19 protein-coding genes are annotated in these 24,884 nt (G+C 42.9%); 3 read left to right on the forward strand and 16 right to left on the reverse strand.

Features of this window, described 5'->3' with window-relative positions; genetic code table 11:
- Genes PCIT_RS02835 through mraZ form a run of 12 tightly spaced genes read right to left on the reverse strand, consistent with a single transcriptional unit; the run spans nt 1 to nt 13,407 of the window.
- Entirely contained in the window at nt 1–909 is a 909-nt protein-coding gene (locus tag PCIT_RS02835; RefSeq protein ID WP_010361409.1) for a D-alanine--D-alanine ligase, read from the reverse strand.
- Nucleotides 906–2,357 (reverse strand): UDP-N-acetylmuramate--L-alanine ligase, encoded by a 1,452-nt coding sequence (murC, locus tag PCIT_RS02840; protein ID WP_040698039.1) that lies wholly within the window; start codon nt 2,355–2,357, stop codon nt 906–908. The genes PCIT_RS02835 and murC overlap by 4 nt, the downstream gene beginning before the upstream one ends.
- A gap of 19 nt (nt 2,358–2,376) precedes the next feature.
- The gene (gene murG / locus PCIT_RS02845; protein ID WP_010361407.1) at nt 2,377–3,441 is read right to left on the reverse strand and encodes an undecaprenyldiphospho-muramoylpentapeptide beta-N-acetylglucosaminyltransferase; all 1,065 of its coding nucleotides are present in this window, start codon (nt 3,439–3,441) and stop codon (nt 2,377–2,379) included.
- A complete protein-coding gene (gene ftsW, locus PCIT_RS02850) occupies nt 3,438–4,613 on the reverse strand; it encodes a cell division protein FtsW (RefSeq protein ID WP_010361406.1) in 1,176 nt (391 codons plus the stop codon). Before ftsW ends, murG begins: the two co-directional genes overlap by 4 nt.
- Nucleotides 4,610–5,935: a UDP-N-acetylmuramoyl-L-alanine--D-glutamate ligase gene (gene murD / locus PCIT_RS02855; RefSeq protein ID WP_010361405.1), complete on the reverse strand. Its 1,326-nt coding sequence runs from the start codon at nt 5,933–5,935 to the stop codon at nt 4,610–4,612. The genes ftsW and murD overlap by 4 nt, the downstream gene beginning before the upstream one ends.
- Entirely contained in the window at nt 5,936–7,018 is a 1,083-nt protein-coding gene (gene mraY / locus PCIT_RS02860) for a phospho-N-acetylmuramoyl-pentapeptide-transferase (RefSeq protein WP_010361404.1), read from the reverse strand.
- The gene (locus PCIT_RS02865) at nt 7,012–8,403 is read right to left on the reverse strand and encodes a UDP-N-acetylmuramoyl-tripeptide--D-alanyl-D-alanine ligase (RefSeq protein ID WP_010361403.1); all 1,392 of its coding nucleotides are present in this window, start codon (nt 8,401–8,403) and stop codon (nt 7,012–7,014) included. Before PCIT_RS02865 ends, mraY begins: the two co-directional genes overlap by 7 nt.
- A complete protein-coding gene (locus PCIT_RS02870; protein WP_010361402.1) occupies nt 8,400–9,863 on the reverse strand; it encodes a UDP-N-acetylmuramoyl-L-alanyl-D-glutamate--2,6-diaminopimelate ligase in 1,464 nt (487 codons plus the stop codon). Before PCIT_RS02870 ends, PCIT_RS02865 begins: the two co-directional genes overlap by 4 nt.
- Complete coding sequence (locus PCIT_RS02875) at nt 9,856–11,670, reverse strand: peptidoglycan glycosyltransferase FtsI (RefSeq protein ID WP_010361401.1); 1,815 nt, start codon at nt 11,668–11,670, stop codon at nt 9,856–9,858. Before PCIT_RS02875 ends, PCIT_RS02870 begins: the two co-directional genes overlap by 8 nt.
- The gene (gene ftsL, locus PCIT_RS02880; RefSeq protein WP_010361400.1) at nt 11,667–11,990 is read right to left on the reverse strand and encodes a cell division protein FtsL; all 324 of its coding nucleotides are present in this window, start codon (nt 11,988–11,990) and stop codon (nt 11,667–11,669) included. Before ftsL ends, PCIT_RS02875 begins: the two co-directional genes overlap by 4 nt.
- A complete protein-coding gene (gene rsmH, locus PCIT_RS02885) occupies nt 11,990–12,925 on the reverse strand; it encodes a 16S rRNA (cytosine(1402)-N(4))-methyltransferase RsmH (protein ID WP_010361399.1) in 936 nt (311 codons plus the stop codon). Before rsmH ends, ftsL begins: the two co-directional genes overlap by 1 nt.
- A 23-nt stretch (nt 12,926–12,948) precedes the next feature.
- Complete coding sequence (mraZ, locus tag PCIT_RS02890; protein WP_010361398.1) at nt 12,949–13,407, reverse strand: division/cell wall cluster transcriptional repressor MraZ; 459 nt, start codon at nt 13,405–13,407, stop codon at nt 12,949–12,951.
- A gap of 440 nt (nt 13,408–13,847) precedes the next feature.
- On the opposite strand from mraZ, the gene PCIT_RS23045 reads away from it, so the two are divergent.
- Together PCIT_RS23045 and PCIT_RS23050 are read left to right on the forward strand one after the other, a co-directional pair.
- Entirely contained in the window at nt 13,848–15,533 is a 1,686-nt protein-coding gene (locus PCIT_RS23045; protein WP_238347989.1) for a PAS domain S-box protein, read from the forward strand.
- Nucleotides 15,461–16,840 carry a putative bifunctional diguanylate cyclase/phosphodiesterase gene (locus tag PCIT_RS23050; RefSeq protein ID WP_238347990.1) on the forward strand — a complete coding sequence of 460 codons (1,380 nt, stop codon included), beginning with the start codon at nt 15,461–15,463 and terminating at the stop codon, nt 16,838–16,840. Before PCIT_RS23045 ends, PCIT_RS23050 begins: the two co-directional genes overlap by 73 nt.
- A gap of 39 nt (nt 16,841–16,879) precedes the next feature.
- Here PCIT_RS23050 and PCIT_RS02900 read toward each other — a convergent pair whose 3' ends face one another.
- The 3 genes from PCIT_RS02900 to PCIT_RS02910 all read right to left on the reverse strand — a co-directional run bounded on the left by PCIT_RS02900 (nt 16,880) and on the right by PCIT_RS02910 (nt 21,350).
- The gene (locus tag PCIT_RS02900) at nt 16,880–18,538 is read right to left on the reverse strand and encodes an alkaline phosphatase (RefSeq protein WP_010361397.1); all 1,659 of its coding nucleotides are present in this window, start codon (nt 18,536–18,538) and stop codon (nt 16,880–16,882) included.
- Between the two features lie 118 nt (nt 18,539–18,656).
- Entirely contained in the window at nt 18,657–19,838 is a 1,182-nt protein-coding gene (locus tag PCIT_RS02905) for a cation:proton antiporter (RefSeq protein ID WP_010361396.1), read from the reverse strand.
- A gap of 114 nt (nt 19,839–19,952) precedes the next feature.
- Nucleotides 19,953–21,350 (reverse strand): DEAD/DEAH box helicase, encoded by a 1,398-nt coding sequence (locus tag PCIT_RS02910; protein ID WP_010361395.1) that lies wholly within the window; start codon nt 21,348–21,350, stop codon nt 19,953–19,955.
- Nucleotides 21,351–21,671: 321 nt separating this feature from the next.
- On the opposite strand from PCIT_RS02910, the gene PCIT_RS02915 reads away from it, so the two are divergent.
- Nucleotides 21,672–24,218: an Ig-like domain-containing protein gene (locus PCIT_RS02915; protein ID WP_010361394.1), complete on the forward strand. Its 2,547-nt coding sequence runs from the start codon at nt 21,672–21,674 to the stop codon at nt 24,216–24,218.
- 94 nt (nt 24,219–24,312) lie between these two features.
- Here the strand turns inward: PCIT_RS02915 and PCIT_RS02920 are convergent, their stop codons facing one another.
- The gene (locus tag PCIT_RS02920) at nt 24,313–24,768 is read right to left on the reverse strand and encodes a hypothetical protein (protein WP_010361393.1); all 456 of its coding nucleotides are present in this window, start codon (nt 24,766–24,768) and stop codon (nt 24,313–24,315) included.
- Nucleotides 24,769–24,884: the final 116 nt, after the last annotated feature.

Genomic DNA, 24,884 nt, shown 5'->3' on the forward strand with positions numbered 1-24,884 from the left:
TTAAAGCGTTTGCTCCAAAATGCGAACCACTAATTGTTCGAAGCTTATACCTTGTGCTTTGGCAGCCATTGGCACCAAAGACTTTTCAGTCATACCTGGAACCGTATTTACTTCCAATAAATAAAACTGGCCATGCTCATCTTGCATCGCATCAACTCGGCCCCAACCAGTCGCACCAACCAGTTCAAAAGCGTGCTTTGCCATGATCTGTAACTGCGCAGTATGTGCCTCACTGATATCAGCAGGACAGTAATATTCTGTGCTATTGACTTGATATTTCGCTTCGTAGTCATAAAAACCACGGGGCGTTTTCATCTCAATAACGGGTAGAGCGTCATTACCTAGCATCGCCACAGTAAACTCACGACCCGTGACCCACTGTTCAATTAACACCTCATCATCAAACGCAAATGCTGCGGTAAGTGCTTCTGTTAACTCTTCTGCCGTACTTGCCTGTGCCATACCAATACTTGAGCCTTCATGGCTTGGTTTAACCATAACCTTACCAAAATCAGCGATGATAGCTGCTGCATCAAAACCCTCTTTTGCATTGGCGACAGTATAAGCTGCGGTGCTTAGTTGTGCCGCGCGAAATAAGTGCTTACTACGAACTTTATCCATCGCTAATGCACTGCCTAGAACCTGGCTACCAGTATAAGGCAATGACATAAACTCAAGCGCACCTTGAATCGTTCCATCTTCTCCGCCTCGGCCATGCAGTGCGATAAACACCCTATCAACCTCAAGTTTGCTAAGCTCAAGAATATTACGTTCAGCTGGATCAAACGCAAAAGCATCGACGCCTGCATTAATTAACCCTTTAAGTACTGCGGCACCAGATTTTAATGACACTTCCCGTTCTGCAGAGTTTCCCCCTAGCAAAACGGCAACCTTACCAAACTGCTTCATGCATCACCTTGCTGTAACTTACCAATCGACATATTTGTCGCCGCTATAGTTTTTACTACTTGGCCGATATTGCCTGCACCTTGGGTGATCACTAAATCATTATCTGCCAACGTATCTGCCAAAATCCCAAATAATTCATCACGGTTTGCAACATGGATGGGCTCAACCCCTCTTTGACGTAAGCTACGACACAAGCTTTTGCTATCCGCGCCAATAATTGGATTTTCACCCGCACTATATACATCTAATAAGATTAACTGATCAACTTCAGCTAAAACTTTCACAAAGTCTTCATATAAGTCTCGGGTGCGAGTAAATCTATGCGGCTGATATATCATTACTAAACGTTTATCTTGCCAACCCGCTCTCGCAGCCTCAATGGTCACTTGAACCTCTGATGGATGGTGACCATAATCATCGACCAACATCACCGTGCCACGTTCATTTTCAAATTCACCATAATGTTGAAAGCGACGCCCTATCCCTTCAAATTCAGCGAGTGCCTTTAAAATAAAGTGGTTTTCAATATCATGATCTTTCGCGACAGCAATTGCAGCAGTTGCATTGAGTGCGTTATGCCTACCTGGCATATTTAACTCCACCTCAATACAGTCACCCTGTTTGGTGACCACAGAAAACTTACTGCTATTAACCGACTGGGTAAAATTAACCATTCTGTAATCGGCCATTTCCCCCTCACCATAGGTGATCGTTGGGCGAGCAAAGCGCGGAATTAATTCCAGAGCGACTGGTGAATCTATGCACACGACAGCTAAACCATGAAAAGGAAGGTTATGGATAAACTCCACATACGTGTCTTTTAACTTATCAAAGTCACCACCGTAAGTATCCATATGGTCTGCTTCAACGTTAGTGATAACTGACACCATTGGCTGCAAGTGTAAGAATGATGCATCACTTTCATCTGCTTCTGCGATCAATACATCACTTTTCCCCAACTTAGCATTAGTGCCTGCACTATTTAATAAGCCACCGATCACAAATGTCGGGTCTAGTTGAGCTTGTGCAAAAATACTGGCAATTAAGCTCGTAGTCGTGGTTTTTCCATGTGTACCCGCCACCGCAATACCATGGCGAAAACGCATCAGTTCAGCCAACATTTCGGCGCGCCGAACCACGGGAGTTCTTGCTGCCTTGGCCGCAATAATTTCAGGGTTGGTTTCATCAATTGCTGTTGATACCACAACCACATCAGCATCTTTTACATTACTTTCATGGTGACCAATAAACACTTCGGCACCCGCTTTAATAAGCCGCTCTGTCATCGCGTTATTGGCAATGTCTGAACCGGTAATTCTATAGCCTTCAAACGCAAGTACTTCCGCAATTCCGCCCATGCCAGCTCCACCAATACCAATAAAGTGAATGGTGTTAATTCTTCTCATCGCTCGGCGTTTACTTGATTCTTTCACTACACACTCTTTCATCATCGTTTTATTCAATACACTATCGGCTTAACTGTGCACATATTTGGGCAACTGAACGTGTTGCATCTAACTTGGCTAAACTTTTAGCTTTCATCGCTATCTCAGTAATAAGCTCAGGTTGCAACATATAGGGCCTTAATACCGCCACAATGGCGTCTAATTCAAATTGAGACTGCGGCATGATCAATGCGGCATTATCTTTTACTAAATAATCAGCATTGGCAGTTTGATGGTCATCAACCGCATGTGGATAAGGCACAAATAGCGCCATTTTACCTGCAGCAGCAATTTCACTCACCGTAAGTGCACCTGAGCGGCAAATTACAATGTCAGCCCACGCATATGCTTTATCCATGTCATCAATAAAATCGCTAACATTGGCTTTTACACCGGTACCGAGGTAACGCTTATCCAAATGTTCACTTTGACCTTTGCCGCTTTGATGCCTCACAGCCAAGGGTACTTCAATGTCGTTTTGTAACTTAGCGAACACCTCAGGTAATGTGTCGTTCAACACTTTCGCCCCTAGCGAGCCACCAACAACTAAACAGTTTATTGTTTGTTTTGGCTGCTTAGGCTGCAATTGTGAAACAGACGCTCGCACTGGATTACCAACAACCTGAAAGCGCTTATCAGAAAAAGCACTTGGAAAGGCACCCAATACCCCATTGGCAACTTTCGCCAATAAGCGGTTGCTCAAACCTGCCACTGCATTTTGCTCGTGGATCACCAAAGGAACAGACAATAGCTTAGCTGCAATGCCTACAGGGCCGGTTACATAACCGCCCATTGCCAAAATTACGTTTGGCCTACGGCGTTTGATTATGTTTCTTGCAGCGAATATGGCTTTTAACACTGTCACGGGCGCTGTAATTAACCTTTTTATGCCATTACCGCGTACACCTTGAACATGAATGAAATCAATATCGATATTGTGCTTCGGAACAACCTCAGACTCCATACGATCGGGTGTTCCTACCCAAGATACACTCCAACCCTGTGCTTTGAGCTCATTCGCAACAGCGATCCCTGGGAATATATGCCCACCAGTACCTCCAGCAACGACCAATAAACGTTTACTCATCGTTTTCCTCCTCGCGAAGTTGCTTGTTTAGTCGACATCTTTGTTTCAAAATCTACTCGTTGTAACACACCTGCAGCGACAACCATTACTAACAAACTAGAGCCACCATAAGAGACAAACGGCAATGTTAACCCTTTCGTCGGCAGTATTCCGGCACTTGCGCCAATATTTACCATGGTTTGAAAAGCAAACCATATACCTATCGCAAGGGCAAAATAACCTTCGTATTCTTTACCATGCTTCAACGCTTTTTGACCAATAAGGAGCGCTCTAAACACTAAGCATCCTAATAGCAGAATAATACTCACCACTCCGATAAAACCGAGCTCTTCAGCTATTACCGCAAAGATAAAATCGTTATGGGCTTCAGGTAAGTACTGTAACTTCTGTACACTATTGCCCAAGCCTTGACCAAACCAACCACCTTGCCCATAAGCCATAAGTGATTGAACTAATTGGTAGCCCTTGCCAAAAGGGTCATCCCACGGCTCTAAAAAGCCCACTACTCGCGCCATACGATATGGCTCAAAAATAATGAGCAAGACCACTAAAAAAATCCCCGTCAGGATCAAAGCAAAAAACTGCCATAATTTAGCGCCCGCCAAAAAAAGTAGACCAACCGTCGTGACAAACATCACCACCACAGTGCCTAAATCAGGCTGCATTAAGATAAGAAAAGCATACACTGCGAACACGGCAATCGGTTTAGCAAAGCCTTTCAAGTTCTCTTGTACTTCTTCTTTTTTACGCACCAAATAACCAGCGATATAACTGAAAAAGAATAACTTGGCTAGCTCAGCCGCTTGCACGCCAACAGGACCGACAGGGATCCAACGTTTCGAACCATTAACTTCACGGCCAACCAGCAGCACTAAAATGAGCAGCCCAAAGCCAAGTAACAATAAATAAGGATTACAGCGCTTCCACCACGCCATTGGCGCGCTGGTGCTTGCCCAAAACAAAAAAAGCCCCATACCTAAAAACATGCCATGGCGAATGCTAATATGATAAGGATTATTAAATAGCCGTTCTGCAACCGGCATAGAGGCACTTGTTACCATAACAAAGCCAACGCCAATCAAGCACAGCATGCTGTAAAGTAAAGGCACATCAAATAGTGCATCAGATTGGCGAGGCGTTAAAGCCTCGATGAGTTGCGTAAAAGAAGTCATCCTTCTAGCTCCGCAACCAATTTACAAAAGGCTTCACCACGCACCATATAGTTGGCATACATATCAATACTTGCACACGCCGGGGCCAACAATACGCTATCACCACTGCATGATAATACAGCGGCTTGTTGAACCGCTGCGTCTAAACTCTCTACCAGATAAGCTTTTTCATGGAGCCCCATAAACTGTTTCCCATCTTGGCCGAAACAAAAGATGGCTTTACAGTAGCGTGTTAACGGCGTTACTAAAGGCTGTAGATCTGCACCTTTTGCATCCCCCCCCAAAATAAGTAGAATTTTACCTCGCTCACACGCTAGGCTTTCTAATGCGGCAACCGTTGCTCCGACATTGGTTGCTTTAGAATCGTTGAAATACCTCACGCCTTGAAATTCAGCGACAAGCTGGCAGCGATGTTCAAGCCCTTTAAATGATTTAAATGCTTGCTTAAAGTGTTCTATAGGTAGATTAAAAGGTGCCAGTAACGCCATGACTGCTAAGGCATTAAACTGATTATGCCGGCCAACAACACCCAATGAGTCCACTGGTAACAATACTTCACCATAAGCCGAAAAATACGCCATACCATTGTCAGTCAAGACTCTATAATCACCAGAATCAACTGACACACTTGTGCCTTGTTTACTCGCAGAAAAGGTGTATTCATCATCAGCATTAAACACTAACTGCTCTACATGTTTATAAATCCGTTGTTTAGCTGCACAATACCCTGCAAAGTCAGGGTATCTATCCATATGATCTTCAGTAACATTCAAGATCATTGCTGAACGACACACTAAACTGTCTGTGGTCTCTAGTTGAAAGCTTGATAATTCTAAGACATATACATCATGCGGCTCATCAAGTAGTGTCAACACGGACGTACCAATGTTACCTCCTAAGCCAACTTTTAATCCCGCAGCTTTAAATACCTCGGTTGCTAGACTCACTACTGTTGACTTACCATTTGACCCAGTTACCGCTACTACAGGAGTCGTATTTAAGCGAGCAAATAGTTCAATATCACCAATGACTTCTACCCCTTTAGCAATTGCATGTGCAACACTACTTTCATAAAGGGCAATGCCTGGGCTGATGATCACCATCTCGGCATAAGATAAGCCAGCTTCGGCTAATGGACCAAAAACAGCCTCACATTCCGGGGCATTATCTGCTAACCAGTCTGCGCCGGGTGGAACAGCACGACTATCAACCACTTTAGGTATAATCTGATGCGACAATAAAAAACGCACAATGCCCAGACCGGTTACACCGAGCCCGAGCACTGTTATTTTCTTATTTTTAAGCGCTTTTAAATATTGCATTTATCTGATCTTTAACGTCGCTAATCCAGCTAGAACTAAGATAATAGAAATGATCCAAAACCTAACTATCACTCTTGGCTCTGGCCAACCCTTTAATTCATAGTGGTGATGAATCGGTGCCATTCTAAAAATGCGTTGCCCTCGTAATTTATACGAACCAACTTGTAAAATAACCGATAGGGCTTCCATAACAAAAACACCGCCCATGATAAGTAACACCAGTTCTTGGCGGACTAAAATAGCAATGATCCCTAACGCACCACCCAAGGCCAACGAACCTACATCGCCCATAAATACTTGAGCAGGATATGTATTAAACCATAAGAAGCCTAACCCAGCGCCCACGATTGCGGTACAAACCACCACCAATTCTGATGCCAAAGGTATATGAGGAATATGGAGATAAGATGAAAAGTTCACATTACCAGTAACATACGCAATAATTGCCAGTGCCGCAGCAACTAAAATGGTTGGTACAATGGCTAAGCCGTCTAGGCCGTCCGTTAAATTCACCGCATTTGAAGTACCCACAATGACAAAGTAGCTCATCACTAAATAGAACAAACCTAACTGAGGCATGACATCTTTTAAAAATGGTACTACCAAGACGGTTTCTGACGCAGAGTGAGAAGTAAAATACATAAAACTGGCTACACTGATAGCAATTACAGATTGCCAAAAGTACTTCCAACGAGCGATCAAGCCCTTACTGTCTTTTCGGATCACCTTACGATAATCGTCTACAAAGCCAACAATACCTAAACTACCAATTACAAATAGAGTAACCCACACATATTTATTGTCCAAGTCCCCCCACATCAACGTACTCACAAAGATGGCAGCTAAAATGAGTAATCCGCCCATGGTGGGTGTGCCCGACTTAGATAAGTGAGATTCAGGACCATCATCACGTATTGTTTGTCCTATTTGCATACGTTGCAATGCACGTATTAACTTAGGCCCAAAATACAATGAGATAAATAATGCCGTTAAAATACCTAAAATAGCACGTAGGGTTAAATACGAAAAAACATTAAAACCACTATAATATTGGGTTAAATACTCAGCTAACCAAACTAACATACTGATGCTCCATCAGTGCCTGTTTCACGGCCACTGTCGACTAAATCTGCTACTAATAATTCCATACGAGAACTGCGCGATCCTTTTACTACCACAGTACAATGCCCTAACTGTTTAGAAAGGCTTAACTTTACAGCTTCTAATAAATGCTCTCTTGTTGAAAAGTGTTGCCCTGACTGCTCAAATACATCACTGGCATAGCGGCTTAAAACCCCTAAGGTGAATAGCTCGTCAATGCCTTTCTCGCGCGCATACTCTCCAACTTCTTCATGGTATTCTCGTGCTTGCTCACCAAGTTCTCCCATATCGCCTAACGCAAAGATATGGTGTCCCGGCATCTGCGTTAAAAGATCAATTGCTGCCTTCACTGATCTAACGTTTGCATTGTACGTATCATCAACCACTGTCAATGAGTCATGTACCTTAATTAAATTTACCCGGCCTTTTGGCGCATTCATTTGTGATACACCTTCGGCGACGTCCTGTAAGCTTGCACCTAATTGCGTAGTTAATGCAGCGCAAATTAGGGTATTCATCACATTGTGCTCACCTGGTAATGGCAATGTTACCGAAACTCGTTCATTTTCAGTGCATAATTCAAAACTGGCGTACGCCATGTGATCGAGTACAACGTTCTCAACCCAAATGTCTAACTTTTCTGTCAGTGAAAAACGCACTTGCGATTTATCACCCAACCCACTTTGCCACATACCAGCAAATTCACTATCGCAGTTAATAACCGCGACACCGCTGGCTTTTAATCCAGAAAAGATCTCACCTTTCGCTTGGCCAACTCCCTCAATTGAGCCAAACCCTTCAATATGCGCTGGCGCAACATTGCATACCACAGCAACATCAGGTTGTGTTAATGCGGCTGTATACGCAATCTCACCGATATGATTAGCCCCCAATTCAATCACCGCATACTCATGCTGCGCTTCTAATCTCATTAAGGTTAAAGGGACACCAATATCATTGTTAAAATTGCCGTTAGTCGCGAGTACATGACCTCTGCGAGCAAGCACTGCTGCGCACATTTCCTTTACCGTCGTTTTGCCAACACTGCCTGTTATCGCGATAGTTTTTGGCGCAACTTGGGCCATGATCGCTTTACCGATTGCGCCCAATGCTAAACGTGTGTCTTCTACGACAAATTGCGGAATATCGCAATCAACTTTGCTCTCAACAATTGCTGCAATGGCCCCTTTTTCTTGTGCTTGTTGGACAAACTTGTGACCATCAAAATTAGGGCCCTTTAGTGCAAGAAACACTTCATTTGTTGTTATTGTTCTTGTATCGGTATTTATATTACCGATCAGTCTACTTTCCCCATTAAAAGAGGTATTTAGTACATCAGCAAGCCAAGTGAAATCCACTTTGATCATGCTCCTTTCCCCTCTAAAATTGTTTTAACCCATTGTCTATCGCAAAATGCGATACGCTGCTGACCGATGATCTGGTAATCTTCATGACCTTTACCGGCGATGAGAATAACGCTATTACTCGGTGACTGCTCAATCGCATATTTAATTGCTAATGCACGATCTGATTGGCAGTAAGCATACTGAGGTTGACTGAGCCCAGCCTTAACATCTGCAATGATTTTGTCTGGATCTTCGCTACGTGGGTTATCACTGGTGATAATCACTTTATTGGCATATTTTTCTGCCGCTTGTGCCATTAATGCCCGTTTGCCAACATCCCGATCACCACCACATCCAAAGACACAAACCACATTACCGGGAACATGCTGTTGCAAGGCTTTTAACGCTAATTCCAGCGCATCTGGTGTATGGGCATAATCGACAACGCAGGTCGGTTTGTTTACGGTAAACGTCGCCTCCATTCGCCCAGCAACGGGCTTTAGCGCACTAACCGCTCGTAACAGCGCTTTCAGGTCATAACCTAACGTTAATAAGGTCGCTAATGACGCCGCTAAATTATATAAATTAAATAAGCCAAATAATGGCAATTCAACGTCTGTATCGCCCCAACTGGTATGAATTTTTGCACGAATGCCATATTGAGAGCACTGCACGTCATCAAACCAAACATACTGGCTGAAATTGTGCTTTGCTGGCTTCAAACCATACATAACTAAATGATTGAAGGTGTGTGCATCTAACCACTGCTGTGCATATTCATCATCAATATTCAGCACACTCACTCTTGGCTGACACGCCTTGAAAAGCTTAAGTTTCGCATTTGCATACGCTTGCATGGAGCCATGGTAATCTAGATGGTCACGCGAAAGATTTGTAAAAACAGCTGCTTCAAAGCGATTCTGACCCACTCTATCTTGTTCTAAACCATGTGACGATACTTCCATTGCAACGAGTTGCGCTGTTTCTCTTAACGTGGCCAAAATACGCTGTAAGTCAATCGAGGATGGGGTGGTATTCGCTAAAGGGGTTAATTGATCGACAGGTCCATAACCCAAGGTACCAATCACCGCGGATGGGCTATCACATAGTTGCGCTAAATTAGCAATCATCGCTGTGGTGGTTGACTTGCCGTTAGTGCCTGTTACTCCGACCAATGTCATTTGTTCACTTGGCCGCCCATAAAAGTCGGCCGCAATTTGCGCTATGCGTTTTTTAAGGTCCGTTACTCTAATAACACGGCTATCTTCTGGCAACACATCACTTTCTCTGTCGACCAAAACACATTTTGCGCCTTGCTCAAATGCTGCATGCACATATTCCTCACCATTTTGAATATGACCTCGCAGCGCAATAAAAGCATCTCCCGGCTGAATTTCTCGACTGTCTATACGTAAATGCTCAACTAACAGAGTCGGGCATGAAACGCCTAATGGGATAAGTATTTGGGCTAGATCACGCATCGTTCTTATCCTCCGATACGCGTGCTACTCGATCTTTATCTGGTGCAACATTGAGAATACGCAATGAGTTTGACATGATTTCTGCAAAAGCGGGGCCTGATGTTTGGCCCCCATAATAAATATCATCACCAGGCTCATTCACCATAACAACCACAGCAAGTCTAGGATCACTTGCAGGTGCAACACCGGCAAAATAGCCAACATATTCATCACCATAACCACCAGCAACCGCTTTTTTCGATGTACCTGTTTTTCCAGCCGCGCGGTAACCATCCACTTTTACATTGGTCGCAGTCCCGCCTTTTTCAAATACCGATTCCATCATCGCAACTACGGCTTTTACATGCTCTTCTTCAAACACACGTTGACCTTCTTGAGGCTTTTCTTGCTTCAAAATAGTAAGGGGTCGTGAAATGCCGCCAGCACCAAATGTTGCATACAAACGCGCAATCTGCGCTGTACTTACTGAAACAGCATACCCGTAAGAAAGCGTTGCTATCTCAAAATCTGACCAACGACGATTTGGGTAAAATAGTCCGCTACTTTCTCCTACCATCAACGTGCCCGTGTCCTGTCCAAAACCAACTTTTTGATACAGCCCAACCATATATTCTTTGGGCAGCATTTGACTTATTTTTGCAACCCCCATATTGGATGATACTTTTAGAATTTCTCGCAAAGACATTTCGCCATGATTACGGGTATCTTTCACTAAGCTACCGCCTAAACGCATCCAGCCAGGGAAAGTATTGACCGTGTCATCTATTTCAATTGCACCATAATCCAGTCCAGCTAATACTGCTAAAGGTTTAAGTGTTGAGCCGGGTTCGAATAAGTCTGTAATTGCACGGTTTCTGCGTTTATAGGGCGCCGCATCTCGCATGTCATTAGGATTAAAGCTCGGGCTATTTACCATCGCCAAGACTTCACCTGTGGTCACGTCCACAACCATCGCAGAACCAGATGTTGCTTTGTAACTGAGTACGGCACTTTTTAATGCTTTATACGCGATGGCTTGAATTCGTAAATCAATACTGAGTTCAATATTTTCTGGCTCTACTCGCTGCTCTTCAGATAAAACTTGTACTTCTCGTCCTTGCGCATCTTTACGAATAGTACGGCGGCCCTCTGCGCCAGTTAAAGCATTTTCAAACAGTTTTTCAATGCCTTCAATTCCTACACCATCAATATTCGTGAAACCTAAAACATGCGCAGAAACTTCACCACTGGGGTAAAATCGTTTTGATTCATCAAGCAAATGAATACCAGGCAGCTTAAGTTGACGAATGTAATTTGCAACGGCAGGGGTTACTTGCCGCTTTAAATACACAAAACGACGACTGGTATTCCCTCGTAGACGCGAATCTACTTTGTCATTATCGATTTGTAATACATCCGCAAGCTCTCGCCAGCGTAAGTCTTGCGCGTACCATTGTATTTTTCTCTCGTTCAAAGTGACTTCATCTAACGCGAGTGCTTTATGGTCTTCGCCATTTTTACGTGCTGCTCGAAGTACTTTTTTAGCGATCGACTTGTCTAATGCCAGAGGATCGGCATACACACTCACAACGGGAACACTTACCGCTAACTCTTTGCCATTACGGTCAAAAATCATACCGCGCTGTACTGTTAGCGTTTCCACGCGAACGGTCCGTTTGGCATTTTCAGCACGAGCCTTATCAGGCTCAATGACCTGTAAATACGCCGCTCTGGCCATTAAGGTAGCAAATACTAATACCAGCACTACACAAACGAGTGCAAACCGCCAAGTAATTAAGTTAACTGGGGTATTTTTAAGTTTCATCATGGTAATACCACCACTTGCTCATCTTTGCTGGTTGGGCGCTTCATTTTTAGTTGGGTTTTGGCAACTTCTTCGATGCGCGCATGTTGCGAATAAAACTCTTCCTCAACCAATAAATATCGCCACTGTAGGTCTAGTTCATCGCGTTGTTGCAGTAAGACATCCTGATCTATTAATTGTTGCCGTGCAAAATGCGTGACTTGTACCACGACTAACGCGGAGACAAAAATCAACAGCAGTAACAGCAGTGTTAGCTTATTAGCAAACAAACCAGCTAACATCTCTGAAAACAATTTAGGTTGCCTATCTACAACTTTGTTCATTACAACTTTTGCGCCACCCTAAGTACTGAACTGCGTGATCTTGGATTTTCGTTAATCTCTTCAGCGCTCGGCTTAATCGCTTTACCTATCGCTTTTAAGGTTAAATTCTGTTTTAGCTGCGCGTCAGTTAAAGGTAAACCGCGGGGGAGTGCCTCCCCTTTACTTTGTTTTTTGATAAATTGTTTAACAATGCGATCTTCCAACGAGTGAAAAGAGATAACAACCAGTCGTCCACCTGGCTTCAAAACATCTAGAGATGCTTGTAAAGCCGTTTGTATTTCTTCTAACTCGCTATTTATGTAAATTCGAATAGCTTGAAATGTACGGGTTGCTGGGTGCTTATGCTTGTCTTTAACAGGAACCGCTTCATCAACTAAATCAGCAAGCTGTTTGGTGGTTAGAATAGGCGTTTCGTCACGAGTTTCTAAAATCTTATGTGCGATTCTACGACCAAACTTTTCTTCACCATACTTTTTGATAACAAAGGTAATATCTTCAAGTTCAGCTTCGGCTAACCACTGCGCCGCACTGCGCCCTGATGTCGGATCCATTCTCATATCTAGTGGACCATCTTTCATAAAACTAAAGCCACGGTCAGCATCATCAAGTTGCGGTGATGACACACCTATGTCGAGTAAAATACCATCGACCTTACCCAACAAATCGGCATCTTGCGCCACAGTATGAATATTTGAAAATCGGGTGTGTGCTATCGCAAAGCGATTATCATTGGCAAACTTTTCTGCTGCCGCAATGGCTTGGGGATCTTGATCTATGGCTTGTAAGCGGCCTTGCTCACTTAATCTTGCAAGTATTTGGCCTGAGTGACCACCCCGTCCAAACGTCCCATCAATATAGGTGCCATTTGGATCGATATCTAATGCATCAAGTGTTTCTTGCATCAACACTGATACATGTTGAAATTGTGCAGTCATGCTCACATTTTGCCTTTCAGTTTTTACAGCGAAAAATTATCAAGTTCAGGACCCGACTCAAACTCACCACTGCGTTCTATATCAGTATCAAGCTGCATCTGTTGATGCCATCGTTGTTCATCCCAAATCTCAAACTTATTTAGTAGACCTACTAGCATTATTTTTTTGCTCAACCCAGCGTGAGTACGCAGTGCAGGCGCCAGTAAGATCCGACCATTTTTGTCTAATTGATATTCAGTGGCGTGGCCCAATAACATACGCTGTAAACGTCTTGCTCTTGGGTTCATATTGGAGAGCTTTTGTAAACGAGCTTCAATTTCATACCATTCACTCATCGGATAAAGCCACAAGCAGGGTTCATTAATGGCAATAGTGCAAATAAGTGAACCTTGTTCTTCAGACAGCAGTGGTTGACGGTATTTTGTTGGTACCGCAAAACGCCCCTTATCATCCAGACTCAGTGAACTTGCACCTTTAAACATCTTCGCCTCTATCCACGAACCTCTATTGCGCTCTAAGATCCAACACGATCCACTAAAAACCACTTTTTACCACGATAGTACAGTTTAGGGCTTGACAGCTGTTTTTGTCAAGTGAAAGCCCCCCTGATAAGCCCCTAAAAACCTAGAAAAAATGGGGCTTTGACGAAAGCCTATGAATTCGGTGGGAAAAAGTGGAGTTGCTGTATATTTATTGAGAGATAACAGAAAAATTACAAAAATCTTCTGCGTAATAAATAATAAATTATGGTGCTTGCGAGCATTAACACCTTGTCTATTTAATGTATTCTATGATTATTTGGCGGTATTTATTTGCTCACAGGCCTTAGGTTTTTGTATTATGTTGCACCATAGTCAAGACGCACACAGGTGTGATTATTACTCATTTATCAATACCGTACCGATTTTACCGGTTATTAATCATGATTTGTGTGCCAGGGTTGTTAGTTATTCTGGCGCAATTGCTTGAAGAGCACTCAGAAATATTGCAACAAAGTGAATTTAAAGCGCTTCTTCTTGCTGAACAAATTGCAACGGTACAACAGAGTGATATTACCGAGACCAAAGAGTTACTAACACGTTTAGCAGTTCACCCTGAACTAAAGAAAGTAAATACAGATAAATGCCCTGCTATTTTAAATTATGCTCAAGCACTGACTCCCAGAATTGCAAATATTGGTATAGCCTCACCAGATGGTCATGTTCTTTGCACTGTTTTAAACCCAGCAAAGAGCATTGATATAAGCGACCGGCCTTACTTCCAAGAAGCGAATCGCACTAAGCAGTTCAGTGTCGGACAATTTCAACACGATCGTTCAATTAATAAAGCAACAGTAAACTTCGCCATACCAGTATTAAATGATAACAAAAAGGTCCTTCATACAATTGTTGTGGCGCAATCCCTTACAAAGTGGAGTTATGCGCTTGCAAAGCTGCCTTTGCCACCTAGCAGTGAAGTCATGATCAGCGATAAGCAACACAATATCATCGCACAATACCCGTTTAAACCTGAGCAACTCGGACAACCTCTTAAACTGTCTTGGCCAAGTTCGTCACACAAAGCACAAGTTGCTGAAGATCAGTTCGGCCAAAATAGGATATATTTACAGCTTCCTCTTGAACCAAATAAACCCCATACGAGTTTACATATTCACTTCTCGTTGCCGTTTGAACAAGCAATTAGTGCCGCTAACCGTAAAATCGCAACAACACTCTCTTTGTTTATTTTGGCGATTTTAATAATAATCTGGCAAGCCCGATGGCAACTTAACCGCGTTTTACTCAAGCCACTTAAATCGTTACAAAATGCCATGGCACAATTTACCAATGCAGAACCCGTAAATTGGGGAAAAGAACACTCAAGTCCTGAGTTTTTAGCTATCACACAGCAATTTGAGCTAATGGCTAATACGAGGCTTAACGCTGAGCAAGCACTTACACACAAACATGCTGAACTCATCGCACTACTTACCGCTTTACCCGACAGTTATTTGCGCATCAATAAGTCTGGTGAAATACTGATGAGTCATGGCCCTTTTTTCCAAGGCGCTGAAGCCATTCAAGATATCTTCCCAACACATGTCTTCAAACGTGTTCTTGCGCAGCTCGCACTTTTAGAAGAGCAACCATACAGTCAATTGGAATTCTCTCAGCTTGCTAATGACAACACGCAACATGTGTACGAATGTCGAATAAATCATATTTCGGAGCATCAACAAGCAATTCTAATCATTCGTGATATTAGTCAGCGTAAGCAACATGAAGAAGCTATTAGCCTTGCCGCTCTGGTGTACAAAAATAGCAGCGAAGGGATGGTCATTACCGATGCTAATGGCTTTATTCTTGATACCAATCCCGCTTTTAGTGAAGTGACAGGGTATAAACGTAACGAAGTCATTGGAAAAACAACCAGTATTTTAAGCTCCGGTAAACACAATAAGCAATTTTACTCGCAAATGTGGCAGCAACTTTCGGAGCAAGGCCGATGGCAAGGTGAGATCATAAACCGCCGAAAAAATGGTGAGTTATATACCGAATGGCCACCATTAACAGTGTTTACAACGCACACAATGAAGCCTATCGTCGTGTCGCTATATTCACAGACATAACTGATCGTAAACGCAAAGATGAATTGATTTGGCATCAAGCACACTTTGATCAACTCACAGAGCTTGCCAACCGAATTGAACTGAAGCGACATCTAAAGTGCCAATTAGAAGATGAGTTTACTAATGTTGGGATCTTATTACTCGACCTTGATCACTTCAAAGACATCAATGATACATTAGGTCATTATTATGGCGATCAGTTACTGACTGAGGTTGCAAGCCGGTTAGTCTCGTTGCAGTCAGAGTGTAGCTTGATCTCTAGGATCGGTGGTGATGAGTTTGTGTTAGTCACCACTAGCAATAACAGTAAACAGCTCAGTAAACTCGCAGATAAAGTGCTATCTTTACTCAAACCTAGTATTTCTCTAGGACAAGAACAGTGCCATATAAGTGCAAGTATTGGTATTGCTCATACTCCAAATGATGGTGATACCAGCGAGCTCCTCTTAAAAGCTGCCGATCAAGCGATGTACCAAGCGAAACAACATGGTCGAAATGGCTTTGCGTTTTTCAGTGCTCATATGCGTGAACAAGCAGAACATCGTATGGCGCTACTAAAAGACTTACGCGTTGCTTTAACCCAACAGCAGTTTATTCTGTATTATCAGCCAATCGTTGCCATGAAAGATCAGTCAATTGTTAAAGCTGAGGCTCTGATCCGGTGGCGTCATCCGGAAAAGGGAATTGTCAGCCCAGCATTGTTTATTCCTTTAGCAGAAGAAACGCAGCTCATACACGGTATTGGAGAATTTATATTCTCAACAGCCTGCGATACGCTGCGCACACTGAATCAGTTGGATCATCATCTACAGCTAAGTATTAATGTATCACCGGTGCAATTTACAGCGAAACACAGCGCACTCAACGATTGGCATCAACAACTGACGGGTAAAGGCTTAACAACAGAGCAATTTGTGATAGAAATAACCGAAGGCTTGATGATGAATGCCCTTCCTCGCACCCAACAACGTTTAGCCACTCTGACCAAACAAGGCTTTGCATTAGCACTTGATGACTTTGGTACTGGTTACTCCTCTTTAGCCTATCTAAAGCAGATGGATACAGACTTCATTAAAATTGATAAACGTTTTGTAGATGGCATTGCCAACAATGCGGACGATTTAGCTTTATGTGAAGCCATGATAATGATGGCACATCAGCTAGGGTTAAAAGTCATTGCTGAGGGGATTGAAACAGCGACCCAGCATCAATTACTTCTCCAAGCAGGCTGTGATTTTGGACAAGGGTTTTATTACGCAAAACCCATGCCCAAAGATGAATTAATTAAATTACTTAATAAATCCTAAAAAAGTGAGTACATCTCTAATACTCACCCAAAAGTGCATCTATTCAGCGACCCCTAATGCAGCCATCATTTTCTGAGAAACATCCACATGGTGCTGCATAGTTGAAAACTGCTTAGTAACACCAGCAGGACCAAATGCATACACCGGCACTGGCGCCGCCGTATGTGTACCTGTGCCCCATACAACATTCTGCTGACTGGCTACAGCACGTGCGATTTTACCGGTAAAGTCCTCACCACCGTATACATAAAACTCAGAGAAATCATTGAAATAGGGGAGAGGCTTATCATCTGCTCCGACTTTGTAGGATTCATCTATCTTATCAGCTTGCTCTAATGTAACTGTATATGGCGTTAATTCTGAGATGGCTTTTTGCCACTGTGAATCAGTACTGTTACTGTAATTACTATCACTGTTAACTGCCCCCATCACATCAAAAAATGTCCCTTTTTGATCGTATAAACTATCTAAGATACTCAAAGCACCAAAGTTAAAGTTAGGTTTATAATCTTTATTATTCATGCCATCCCCGGGCAACGAAACCGCTTCAGGTGTATTTACATTCGAATAACTAAAGCCAAAGCTACCGGTTTCGTGATCTGCAGTTACCACCACCAGCGTATCATTGCGGTCTTTAACCCAGTCATGTACCGCTGCCACTGCTTCATCAAACTTTAATAACTCATTTAGCATCCAACCAGCATCATTAGCATGCCCAGCCCAATCAATTTGCCCACCTTCTATCATCAAGAAAAAGCCGTCTTCATCTTTAGATAAAATATCAAGCGCTTTCACTGTCATTTCTTTTAAAGAGGGTTGGGTACAAGTATTGCTTGCCTGACATGCTTTATAGGCAATGCCATCGTCCATACCAGAGTTAGCAAACAGACCCAGTAGCTTATCAGTATCACTCGCTAATAACTGTGCTTTGTCAAAAGCCAAGGCATAGCCATGCTGTTCTTTTGCCTCTAAAACAATATTTCTGTCGTCATTTCGTTTTGATTTTTTATAAACACTGCTAGGCATCCCTAAATCAGCTAACACCTTTTGATCAGCCTCATCTGTTTTTATATCTGATGGAATGAATACCCGCGCTCCACCTGACAATAAAACATCCACCATCCCAGTATCCACTAATTGCTCTGCAATTTCAGGCTCCATAGAACGATGTGGTTGGTGAGCGGCAAATGCTGCTGGAGTTGCATGAGTAATACGCGTATCAGAAACAAGCCCTGTCGCCTTTCCTGCTTTTTTCGCTTTTTCTAAAATGGTTTCTACAATGTTGCCCTGCTCATCAAGACCAATCATTTCAGAGCCTGCAGCCAGACCTGTTGCTAACTGTGTTGCAGAACATGCTGAATCCGTTACCAACATACCATTGGCACCATGTGGTGCGTTAAGCGAAAGCCCCATATGACCTGCATCTGCAAGTTTTGACAACGCGGTTTGATTACCTCGTGTATTATATGTCGAGTTTGGTGCTCTTCGCGCATACTCTTCTAATAGGCCAACTTGCTGTGCCCCCATGCCGTCACCAATCATTAAAATAACATTTTTCACTGAAGTTACTGGTGTGGGTGCTACTTCTTTAATCACCTCTTTTTCTACTTCTTTGATCACTTCGACCGTTTGTGTGTCGTCGTTGCAAGCCGTCAGTAAGACTGCAGATACTGCCAATGTTATTAATTTCTTTTTCATGAGGTTCCCGTAACGTATGAGCTAATTAGCTTTATATAATTAAAAATCGATGCTCATTTTAGGGACGGATAATGACTTTTTTATTTCAATAGCATGACATTTTGAGTACTCACTCTAATCACTTAAAGCGTAAAGAAACCGGACGGGTAGACACACCATGAATAAATATACTCAGGAGGATAGTGTAAACCGCAGCTTCGATAATAAGGGTAAACTCATCGTGTGTGACTGTCATTAACATCAAGACAAACACCACTGAAGCAAGTCCTTTAGGGCCGAACCATGCCAAAGTCATACGTTCATACAATTGTGTATCACTTCGTATTAAGCACAACATAACTGGTAAGATTCTGATCACAACAACGGCTAATATAGCAAATATCAATGCACCGATATTTAATCCAAATGACAGTAAACTGAACGACATTAGTCCAAACAACGTCCAAATAAGTAAAGTTGCAAAATCGGCGATATGCTCGCTATCTTTTAATAAAGTGTCTTTAATTGGGTCATCATAAAACCGGTCAAACAACAAACCACATAAAAAAGCTGCTATAAAACCACTGCCATGGAAAGCTTGGGTTAGGGAGAATACCAACAAAGCAATCCCAACAAATAAAAAGGGACTCGTTGTTGTCGCAAATAAATGGTGTTTCTTGGCCGACTTCATAAGAACAATAGCCAAGTAAGTAACAACAAGCGCCACAATACAGGCAATGCCTAGTTCACGAAAAAACAGCCAAGACAATGTCAACAACGACGCTTCTTGGTTACTGATGAAAACACCTAGCAAAAATAGAAAAATAGGCACACATAAGCCATCATTTAGCCCACTTTCAACATTTATCGCTTCTCGCAATCGAATAGGTACATGCTGCTCATTCAAAAAACCTTTACACAAAGCGGCATCAGTTGGTGAAATAATCACGGCCAGTAGAGTGGCTCCTAGCCAAGGAAGCGGTAATAGCCAATAAGCAAATACGGCACCGCATAATATGGTCACTGGTAAACCAATTAAAAGAAGACGTAAAGGGAGTTGATAAGAATCATACAAAACACAAAGTCGGGTTTTTGCCGCATCACTAAATAGCACAATAGCTAAAACGACTTCCACTACGGGCAACATAATATGACCATCTGACAGCGTCAAAAGAGCATCTTTTGGTACAAAAAATCCGAGTAACACACCAAAGGACACGAATAGAATAGGGGCTGTGATCTCAGCTTTAGCAAGCTGACGGATACTAATTGAATATATAAAAAGAACGAAGCCAGCGCCGGCCAGTATGTAATATGTCATCATAATCCTTATCAAATAGCCTATTACTACTATCAATGAATTATGATGATAATCAAGTTAAACCATATAACTTTAACGTATTACGATGTCAGCTAAAAAACCACTAAGTAAATACTATTGCGCTTTTGGTTTAGGTGCTGAAAAACGACGACGCTTAGGCTTAGCATTTGTTGGGTTATCTATGGCAGACTTTACCTGTGCTTTACCTTGGTTACCCCCGTTTCCACGAGGCTTATGTTTACTTTGCCCAGGCTTTGCTTTTTTCGGTGTATGATTCCCCTGACCTTGGCTTTGCTCACCCTGTGGTTTAGGGCTTTTGGGCTTTTTCGCTTTCTTTGGCTTTACTGGTCGAGTATCTAATGCCACTTCAGGCACCGGATGTTGAGGTGCAAACCCCTCTTCGTGCGCTCGTGGGATCAAGGCGCCTATAAAACGTTCAATGCCATATAAGTCTGCGGCATCATCTACTGTAACGAATGATACAGCTTGACCATCACTTCCAGCACGCCCAGTACGGCCAATGCGATGTACATAATCTTCATAAATATTAGGCAAATCGTAGTTAACCACATACGGTAGCTCTGCAATATCTAAGCCTCGCGCCACGATATCTGTGGCCACAAGTACATTCACCTCACCCGTTTTAAAGCCATTTAGGGCTTTTACCCGCGCTGATTGTGACTTGTTACCATGAATGGCTGCGCCGGTGATCTTGTCTCTTTCTAGCTGTGTCACTAGGCGGTTTGCGCCATGTTTAGTTCGGCAAAACACCAACACTTGTTGCCATTTTTTAGTCCGAATTAAATGACTCAACAACTTAGTTTTTTGTGGTTTATCTACAGCATAAGCAAACTGAGTAACGGTTTTTGATGCCGCATTTTTAGGCGTTACCGAGATCTCAATAGGAGACACAATAAGCCCTTTCGCTAAATCTCGAATTGGGTCTGAGAATGTGGCTGAAAAAAGCAAGTTTTGACGCTCTTTTGGCAACACTTTAATAATACGCTTAATGTCATGAATAAACCCCATGTCCAACATGCGATCGGCTTCATCGAGCACTAAAGTGCGAAGTTGATTAAACTTCACCGCATTTTGGCTATACAAATCAAGCAATCGACCTGGTGTGGCAATCAAAATGTCTACACCTTTTCGCAACTGGATCATTTGAGGGTTAATTTTCACCCCACCATACACCACTGCAGAACGTAATCGAGTCCCTTGACTATAGGCCTCGACATTTTCCGCTATTTGTAAAGCAAGCTCACGTGTTGGCGCTAAAACGAGAGCCAACGCTTGGTTTGAGCGAGGGCGATCCTCTTTTAATAATTGCTCAATAAGCGGAAGAGTAAATGCAGCGGTTTTACCGGTACCTGTTTGTGCTGCTGCCATTACATCTTGACCAGACAATACCGCTGGGATGCCTTTTTCTTGAATAGCCGTCGGTGTGGTGTAGCCTTTATCTGTAATACTTTGCACGATTGATGGAGACAAACCCAAATCTGAAAACGTCATTTAAACTCTCATGTGTTGGGGCTTATCTTCAACAAATAGATAGGAAAACCACAGCGGCATAAGCCCTAGCAAATGACATTATGTTAACGACACTTACTAAGCCGACTGCACTTACACAAGCTGTTAGGTGACCCAGTGCGCTGGTAAGACAATCAAGTATAACAGATCACCACCTGATCCCCTATTTTATAACCTTCTTGGCAAGAAAAGCGCAACATGTACATAAAAGCGTTACAAGAATACAATTGATCAACATTTATCTTACATATATGCTGAACTTTGCTTTTGAGCAAAAACAACACAACAGTAAAGGAAAGTAACATGAGATTAAAATTCACTAAGGGACTGCATAGTGCAGTACTCGGGCTATGTGCCCTCCCCTTTTATTCACAAGCTTACGATTGCCAAGGCATTGATGCATGGTCAAGCAGCAATACGTATGTAACTGGCAATCTTGTCACACAAAATAATACCGCCTACCAAGCAAAGTGGTGGACGCAAGCACAATCTCCAGCAGATAACTCCACACCATATGCTGTATGGGATGATTTGGGCACCTGTGGTGGCAATCAAGCCCCCATAATTAACCTAATTACACCCGCTGACGGTTCTACTTTACCGATAAATGACAGCGCTGTTTTTAGCGCCCAAGCTAATGATTCAGATGGCAGTATCGCTCAGGTCGAGTTTTTCTTAAGTGGTCAATCTGTTGGTATCGATACACAAGCTCCCTATGAAATAACATGGCAAACCATCGCTGGGCAGTATCAAATTAATGCAATTGCCACCGATAATAATGGCGCAAACACCACCAGCAACACCGCACAACTGACTGTTACTGATGGCATGCCAAATGTAAACCCAACCATAGAGCTCACAGCACCGCTTAATAACAGCCAATATCAAGTGGGCGACCAAGTCAGCATTAGCGCAACAGCCGCCGACGTTGATGGCCAAGTCACCGAGGTCTCATTTTGGCTAAATGATACTTTGCTAAGTACTGATACCAGCGCACCGTATCAAACACTATGGAGTGCCACTGTTGGTAACCTGCAAATAAAAGCGATTGTAAAGGATGATAAAAATGCCACCGCGAGCGCAATTGCTAATATCGTCGTCTCAGAGCCTAATTCAGGCGGTTGTAAAAACGTACCAAACTATCAAGCCGGTGGGAACTATAAAGCGGGTGATGTTGTTGCCCATAACAATTATAAATATCGTTGTGATATAGGTCCTTGGTGTAGCTCTGATGCATTATGGGCGTACGAGCCTGGCGTAGGTCAATCGTGGACTGATGCCTGGACAGATCAAGGTATATGTGCCATTAAGCCGGTAGTTAACTTTACCGCGCCAGCGGCTAATAGTACCTTGCTACAAGGCAATAGTTACGATATTGCCCTCAATGCCACAGATGCTGACGGGCAAATTAGTCAAGTGGACATTTATGCAGGCAACACGTTATTAAGCAGCTTAAACCAAGCCCCTTATCAAGTAAGTTGGCTCGCGCAGCAGCTAGGACCCATCGAGCTCAGTGCCATTGCCACTGATAACGAAGGAAATCAAAGCAGCAGCACGCAAGTCGTTACTGTTACAGATAAAGCGATTGTGAGCTCCATAACATCACCAAGCGCAGGTAGCCAAATAACATTAGGTAGCGCTACACAGCTGACAGCAGACGCCTCAGCATTACTTGGACAAATCACCGAGGTTAGCTTTACTGTGGATGGTGTCTTAGTCGCCACAGATACCAGCGCCCCTTACTCCACACTGTATACACCTGCAAGTTTAGGTAATAAAACCATCACGGCGATTGCTAAAGACAATTTAGGTAATCAAGCCATCAGTGAAGGCGTTAGTATCAAAGTGATCGATGCCCCCATTGGGAAAACCCATAAACTAATCGGGTATTGGCATAACTTTGTTAATCCAGCCGGTTGCCCATTACCACTGAATCAAATATCACCAGCATGGGATATTATCGATATCGCATTTGCCGATAACGACCGAAATTCCAACGGAACTGTGCACTTTAATTTGTTCGAGAAAGACATTCATTCAACCTGCCCAGCAATTGACCCTGTTCAATTCAAGCAAGATATGCAAGCCCTTCAAGCGCAAGGAAAGGTCTTTGTTTTAAGTCTTGGTGGTGCTGAGGGAACAATCACACTCAATACCGACTCAGATGAAGCTAATTTTGTGGCGAGCTTGACGGCTATTATTAATGAATGGGGCTTCGATGGCCTAGACATTGACTTAGAAAGTGGCTCAAACCTCATGCATGGTACACAAATTCAAGCCCGCTTACCGCGCGCTATAAAACAAATAGAGCAAAATATCGGGGGCAATATGGTGTTGACGATGGCTCCTGAACACCCTTATGTGCATGGTGGTATGATAGCTTATACCGGTATTTGGGGTGCCTATATTCCCGTTATCGATCAACTGCGTGACACGTTAGATCTGCTGCATGTTCAACTATATAACAATGGTGGACTACCTAACCCTTATGAGCCTGGTAGTGCACCAGAAGGGTCTGTCAATATGATGGTCGCCCACGCTAAAATGTTATTAGAAGGCTTTGACTTGGCAGACGGTACACGTTTTGCGCCACTAAGAGATGACCAAGTCGCGATTGGCTTACCATCAGGTCCTAAGTCGGCAAACTCAGGACAAGCACCTATTGCCAACATCACATCAGCACTCGATTGCATAATTAAAGGCACCAGTTGCTCAACCATCGTCCCAATTAAGACCGCCCCGAATTTCGGTGGCGTAATGACATGGTCTATCAACTGGGATAAATTTGATGGCTACAACTTCTCAAAACCAATTGGTGACAAGCTAAATAGTTTAAACCAAGGTAAGTAGAATTCTCGCTCACTCTATATAAAAAGGCCCCTCAGGTATCGGAGGGGCCTTTTTAACACTTTAATTGGCAATAGACGTGCCAATAAATATAGACTTAGTAAGCAGGTTCACAAATGCGAACACGACGAGTTTCAGTTGTCACAGTATGTCTATCAACTGAACCGCCAACATTTTTCCCTTCACGCCACCAGTAATTGCATTGCTCGCCATTTACAGGGTAATAACTCTCCCACGTATGCGACATCCAACGCGTCCCACAGCTTGGCATGCTCCCTTCCTGCGTAAATGTCTTTGTTTTTGTTAAATCTTTTTCTAAAGACACCTTACGCCAATACTTTGTTGGGCAATTTCGGCTTGGGTTATCATTAAAATGGAAATACGGTAAACCATAGTGCTCAAAAGCGACTTCGTATTCACATTCCACAGTATGTACGTCAACTTGCTGATTTTCATACCAGCAATACTCAGGTGCACGCTCTTCAGTAACAGCCAAGGCCGTGGTTGACAATAATGCTGTAGCCAGCCCCATTAGCAGTGTATTTTTTAACATGATCATTCCTTTTCTTATTTAAATTAATTGAACAAAAATAATACTACTGGAACTTTATGTTATTAATATATTATAAATAATACGCCAATGTGACTGTCTCTTAATTTAAAAAAGTA

The organism is Pseudoalteromonas citrea, assembly GCF_000238375.3.
GTDB lineage: Bacteria > Pseudomonadota > Gammaproteobacteria > Enterobacterales > Alteromonadaceae > Pseudoalteromonas > Pseudoalteromonas citrea.

Excerpts from the sequence above, each read along its gene's own strand:
- PCIT_RS02835 (WP_010361409.1), bottom strand. The coding sequence starts at position 909 with ATGAAGCAGTTTGGTAAGGTTGCCGTTTTGCTAGGGGGAAACTCTGCA.
- ftsW (WP_010361406.1), bottom strand. The coding sequence starts at position 4,613 with ATGACTTCTTTTACGCAACTCATCGAGGCTTTAACGCCTCGCCAATCT.
- rsmH (WP_010361399.1), bottom strand. The coding sequence starts at position 12,925 with ATGACTGCACAATTTCAACATGTATCAGTGTTGATGCAAGAAACACTT.
- PCIT_RS02865 (WP_010361403.1), bottom strand. The coding sequence starts at position 8,403 with ATGATCAAAGTGGATTTCACTTGGCTTGCTGATGTACTAAATACCTCT.
- PCIT_RS23045 (WP_238347989.1), top strand. The coding sequence starts at position 13,848 with ATGATTTGTGTGCCAGGGTTGTTAGTTATTCTGGCGCAATTGCTTGAA.
- PCIT_RS02870 (WP_010361402.1), bottom strand. The coding sequence starts at position 9,863 with ATGCGTGATCTAGCCCAAATACTTATCCCATTAGGCGTTTCATGCCCG.
- PCIT_RS02915 (WP_010361394.1), top strand. The coding sequence starts at position 21,672 with ATGAGATTAAAATTCACTAAGGGACTGCATAGTGCAGTACTCGGGCTA.
- PCIT_RS02875 (WP_010361401.1), bottom strand. The coding sequence starts at position 11,670 with ATGATGAAACTTAAAAATACCCCAGTTAACTTAATTACTTGGCGGTTT.
- PCIT_RS02905 (WP_010361396.1), bottom strand. The coding sequence starts at position 19,838 with ATGACATATTACATACTGGCCGGCGCTGGCTTCGTTCTTTTTATATAT.
- murG (WP_010361407.1), bottom strand. The coding sequence starts at position 3,441 with ATGAGTAAACGTTTATTGGTCGTTGCTGGAGGTACTGGTGGGCATATA.
- murD (WP_010361405.1), bottom strand. The coding sequence starts at position 5,935 with ATGCAATATTTAAAAGCGCTTAAAAATAAGAAAATAACAGTGCTCGGG.
- murC (WP_040698039.1), bottom strand. The coding sequence starts at position 2,357 with ATGAAAGAGTGTGTAGTGAAAGAATCAAGTAAACGCCGAGCGATGAGA.
- PCIT_RS02910 (WP_010361395.1), bottom strand. The coding sequence starts at position 21,350 with ATGACGTTTTCAGATTTGGGTTTGTCTCCATCAATCGTGCAAAGTATT.
- PCIT_RS02920 (WP_010361393.1), bottom strand. The coding sequence starts at position 24,768 with ATGTTAAAAAATACACTGCTAATGGGGCTGGCTACAGCATTATTGTCA.
- mraZ (WP_010361398.1), bottom strand. The coding sequence starts at position 13,407 with ATGTTTAAAGGTGCAAGTTCACTGAGTCTGGATGATAAGGGGCGTTTT.
- PCIT_RS23050 (WP_238347990.1), top strand. The coding sequence starts at position 15,461 with ATGGCCACCATTAACAGTGTTTACAACGCACACAATGAAGCCTATCGT.
- PCIT_RS02900 (WP_010361397.1), bottom strand. The coding sequence starts at position 18,538 with ATGAAAAAGAAATTAATAACATTGGCAGTATCTGCAGTCTTACTGACG.
- ftsL (WP_010361400.1), bottom strand. The coding sequence starts at position 11,990 with ATGAACAAAGTTGTAGATAGGCAACCTAAATTGTTTTCAGAGATGTTA.
- mraY (WP_010361404.1), bottom strand. The coding sequence starts at position 7,018 with ATGTTAGTTTGGTTAGCTGAGTATTTAACCCAATATTATAGTGGTTTT.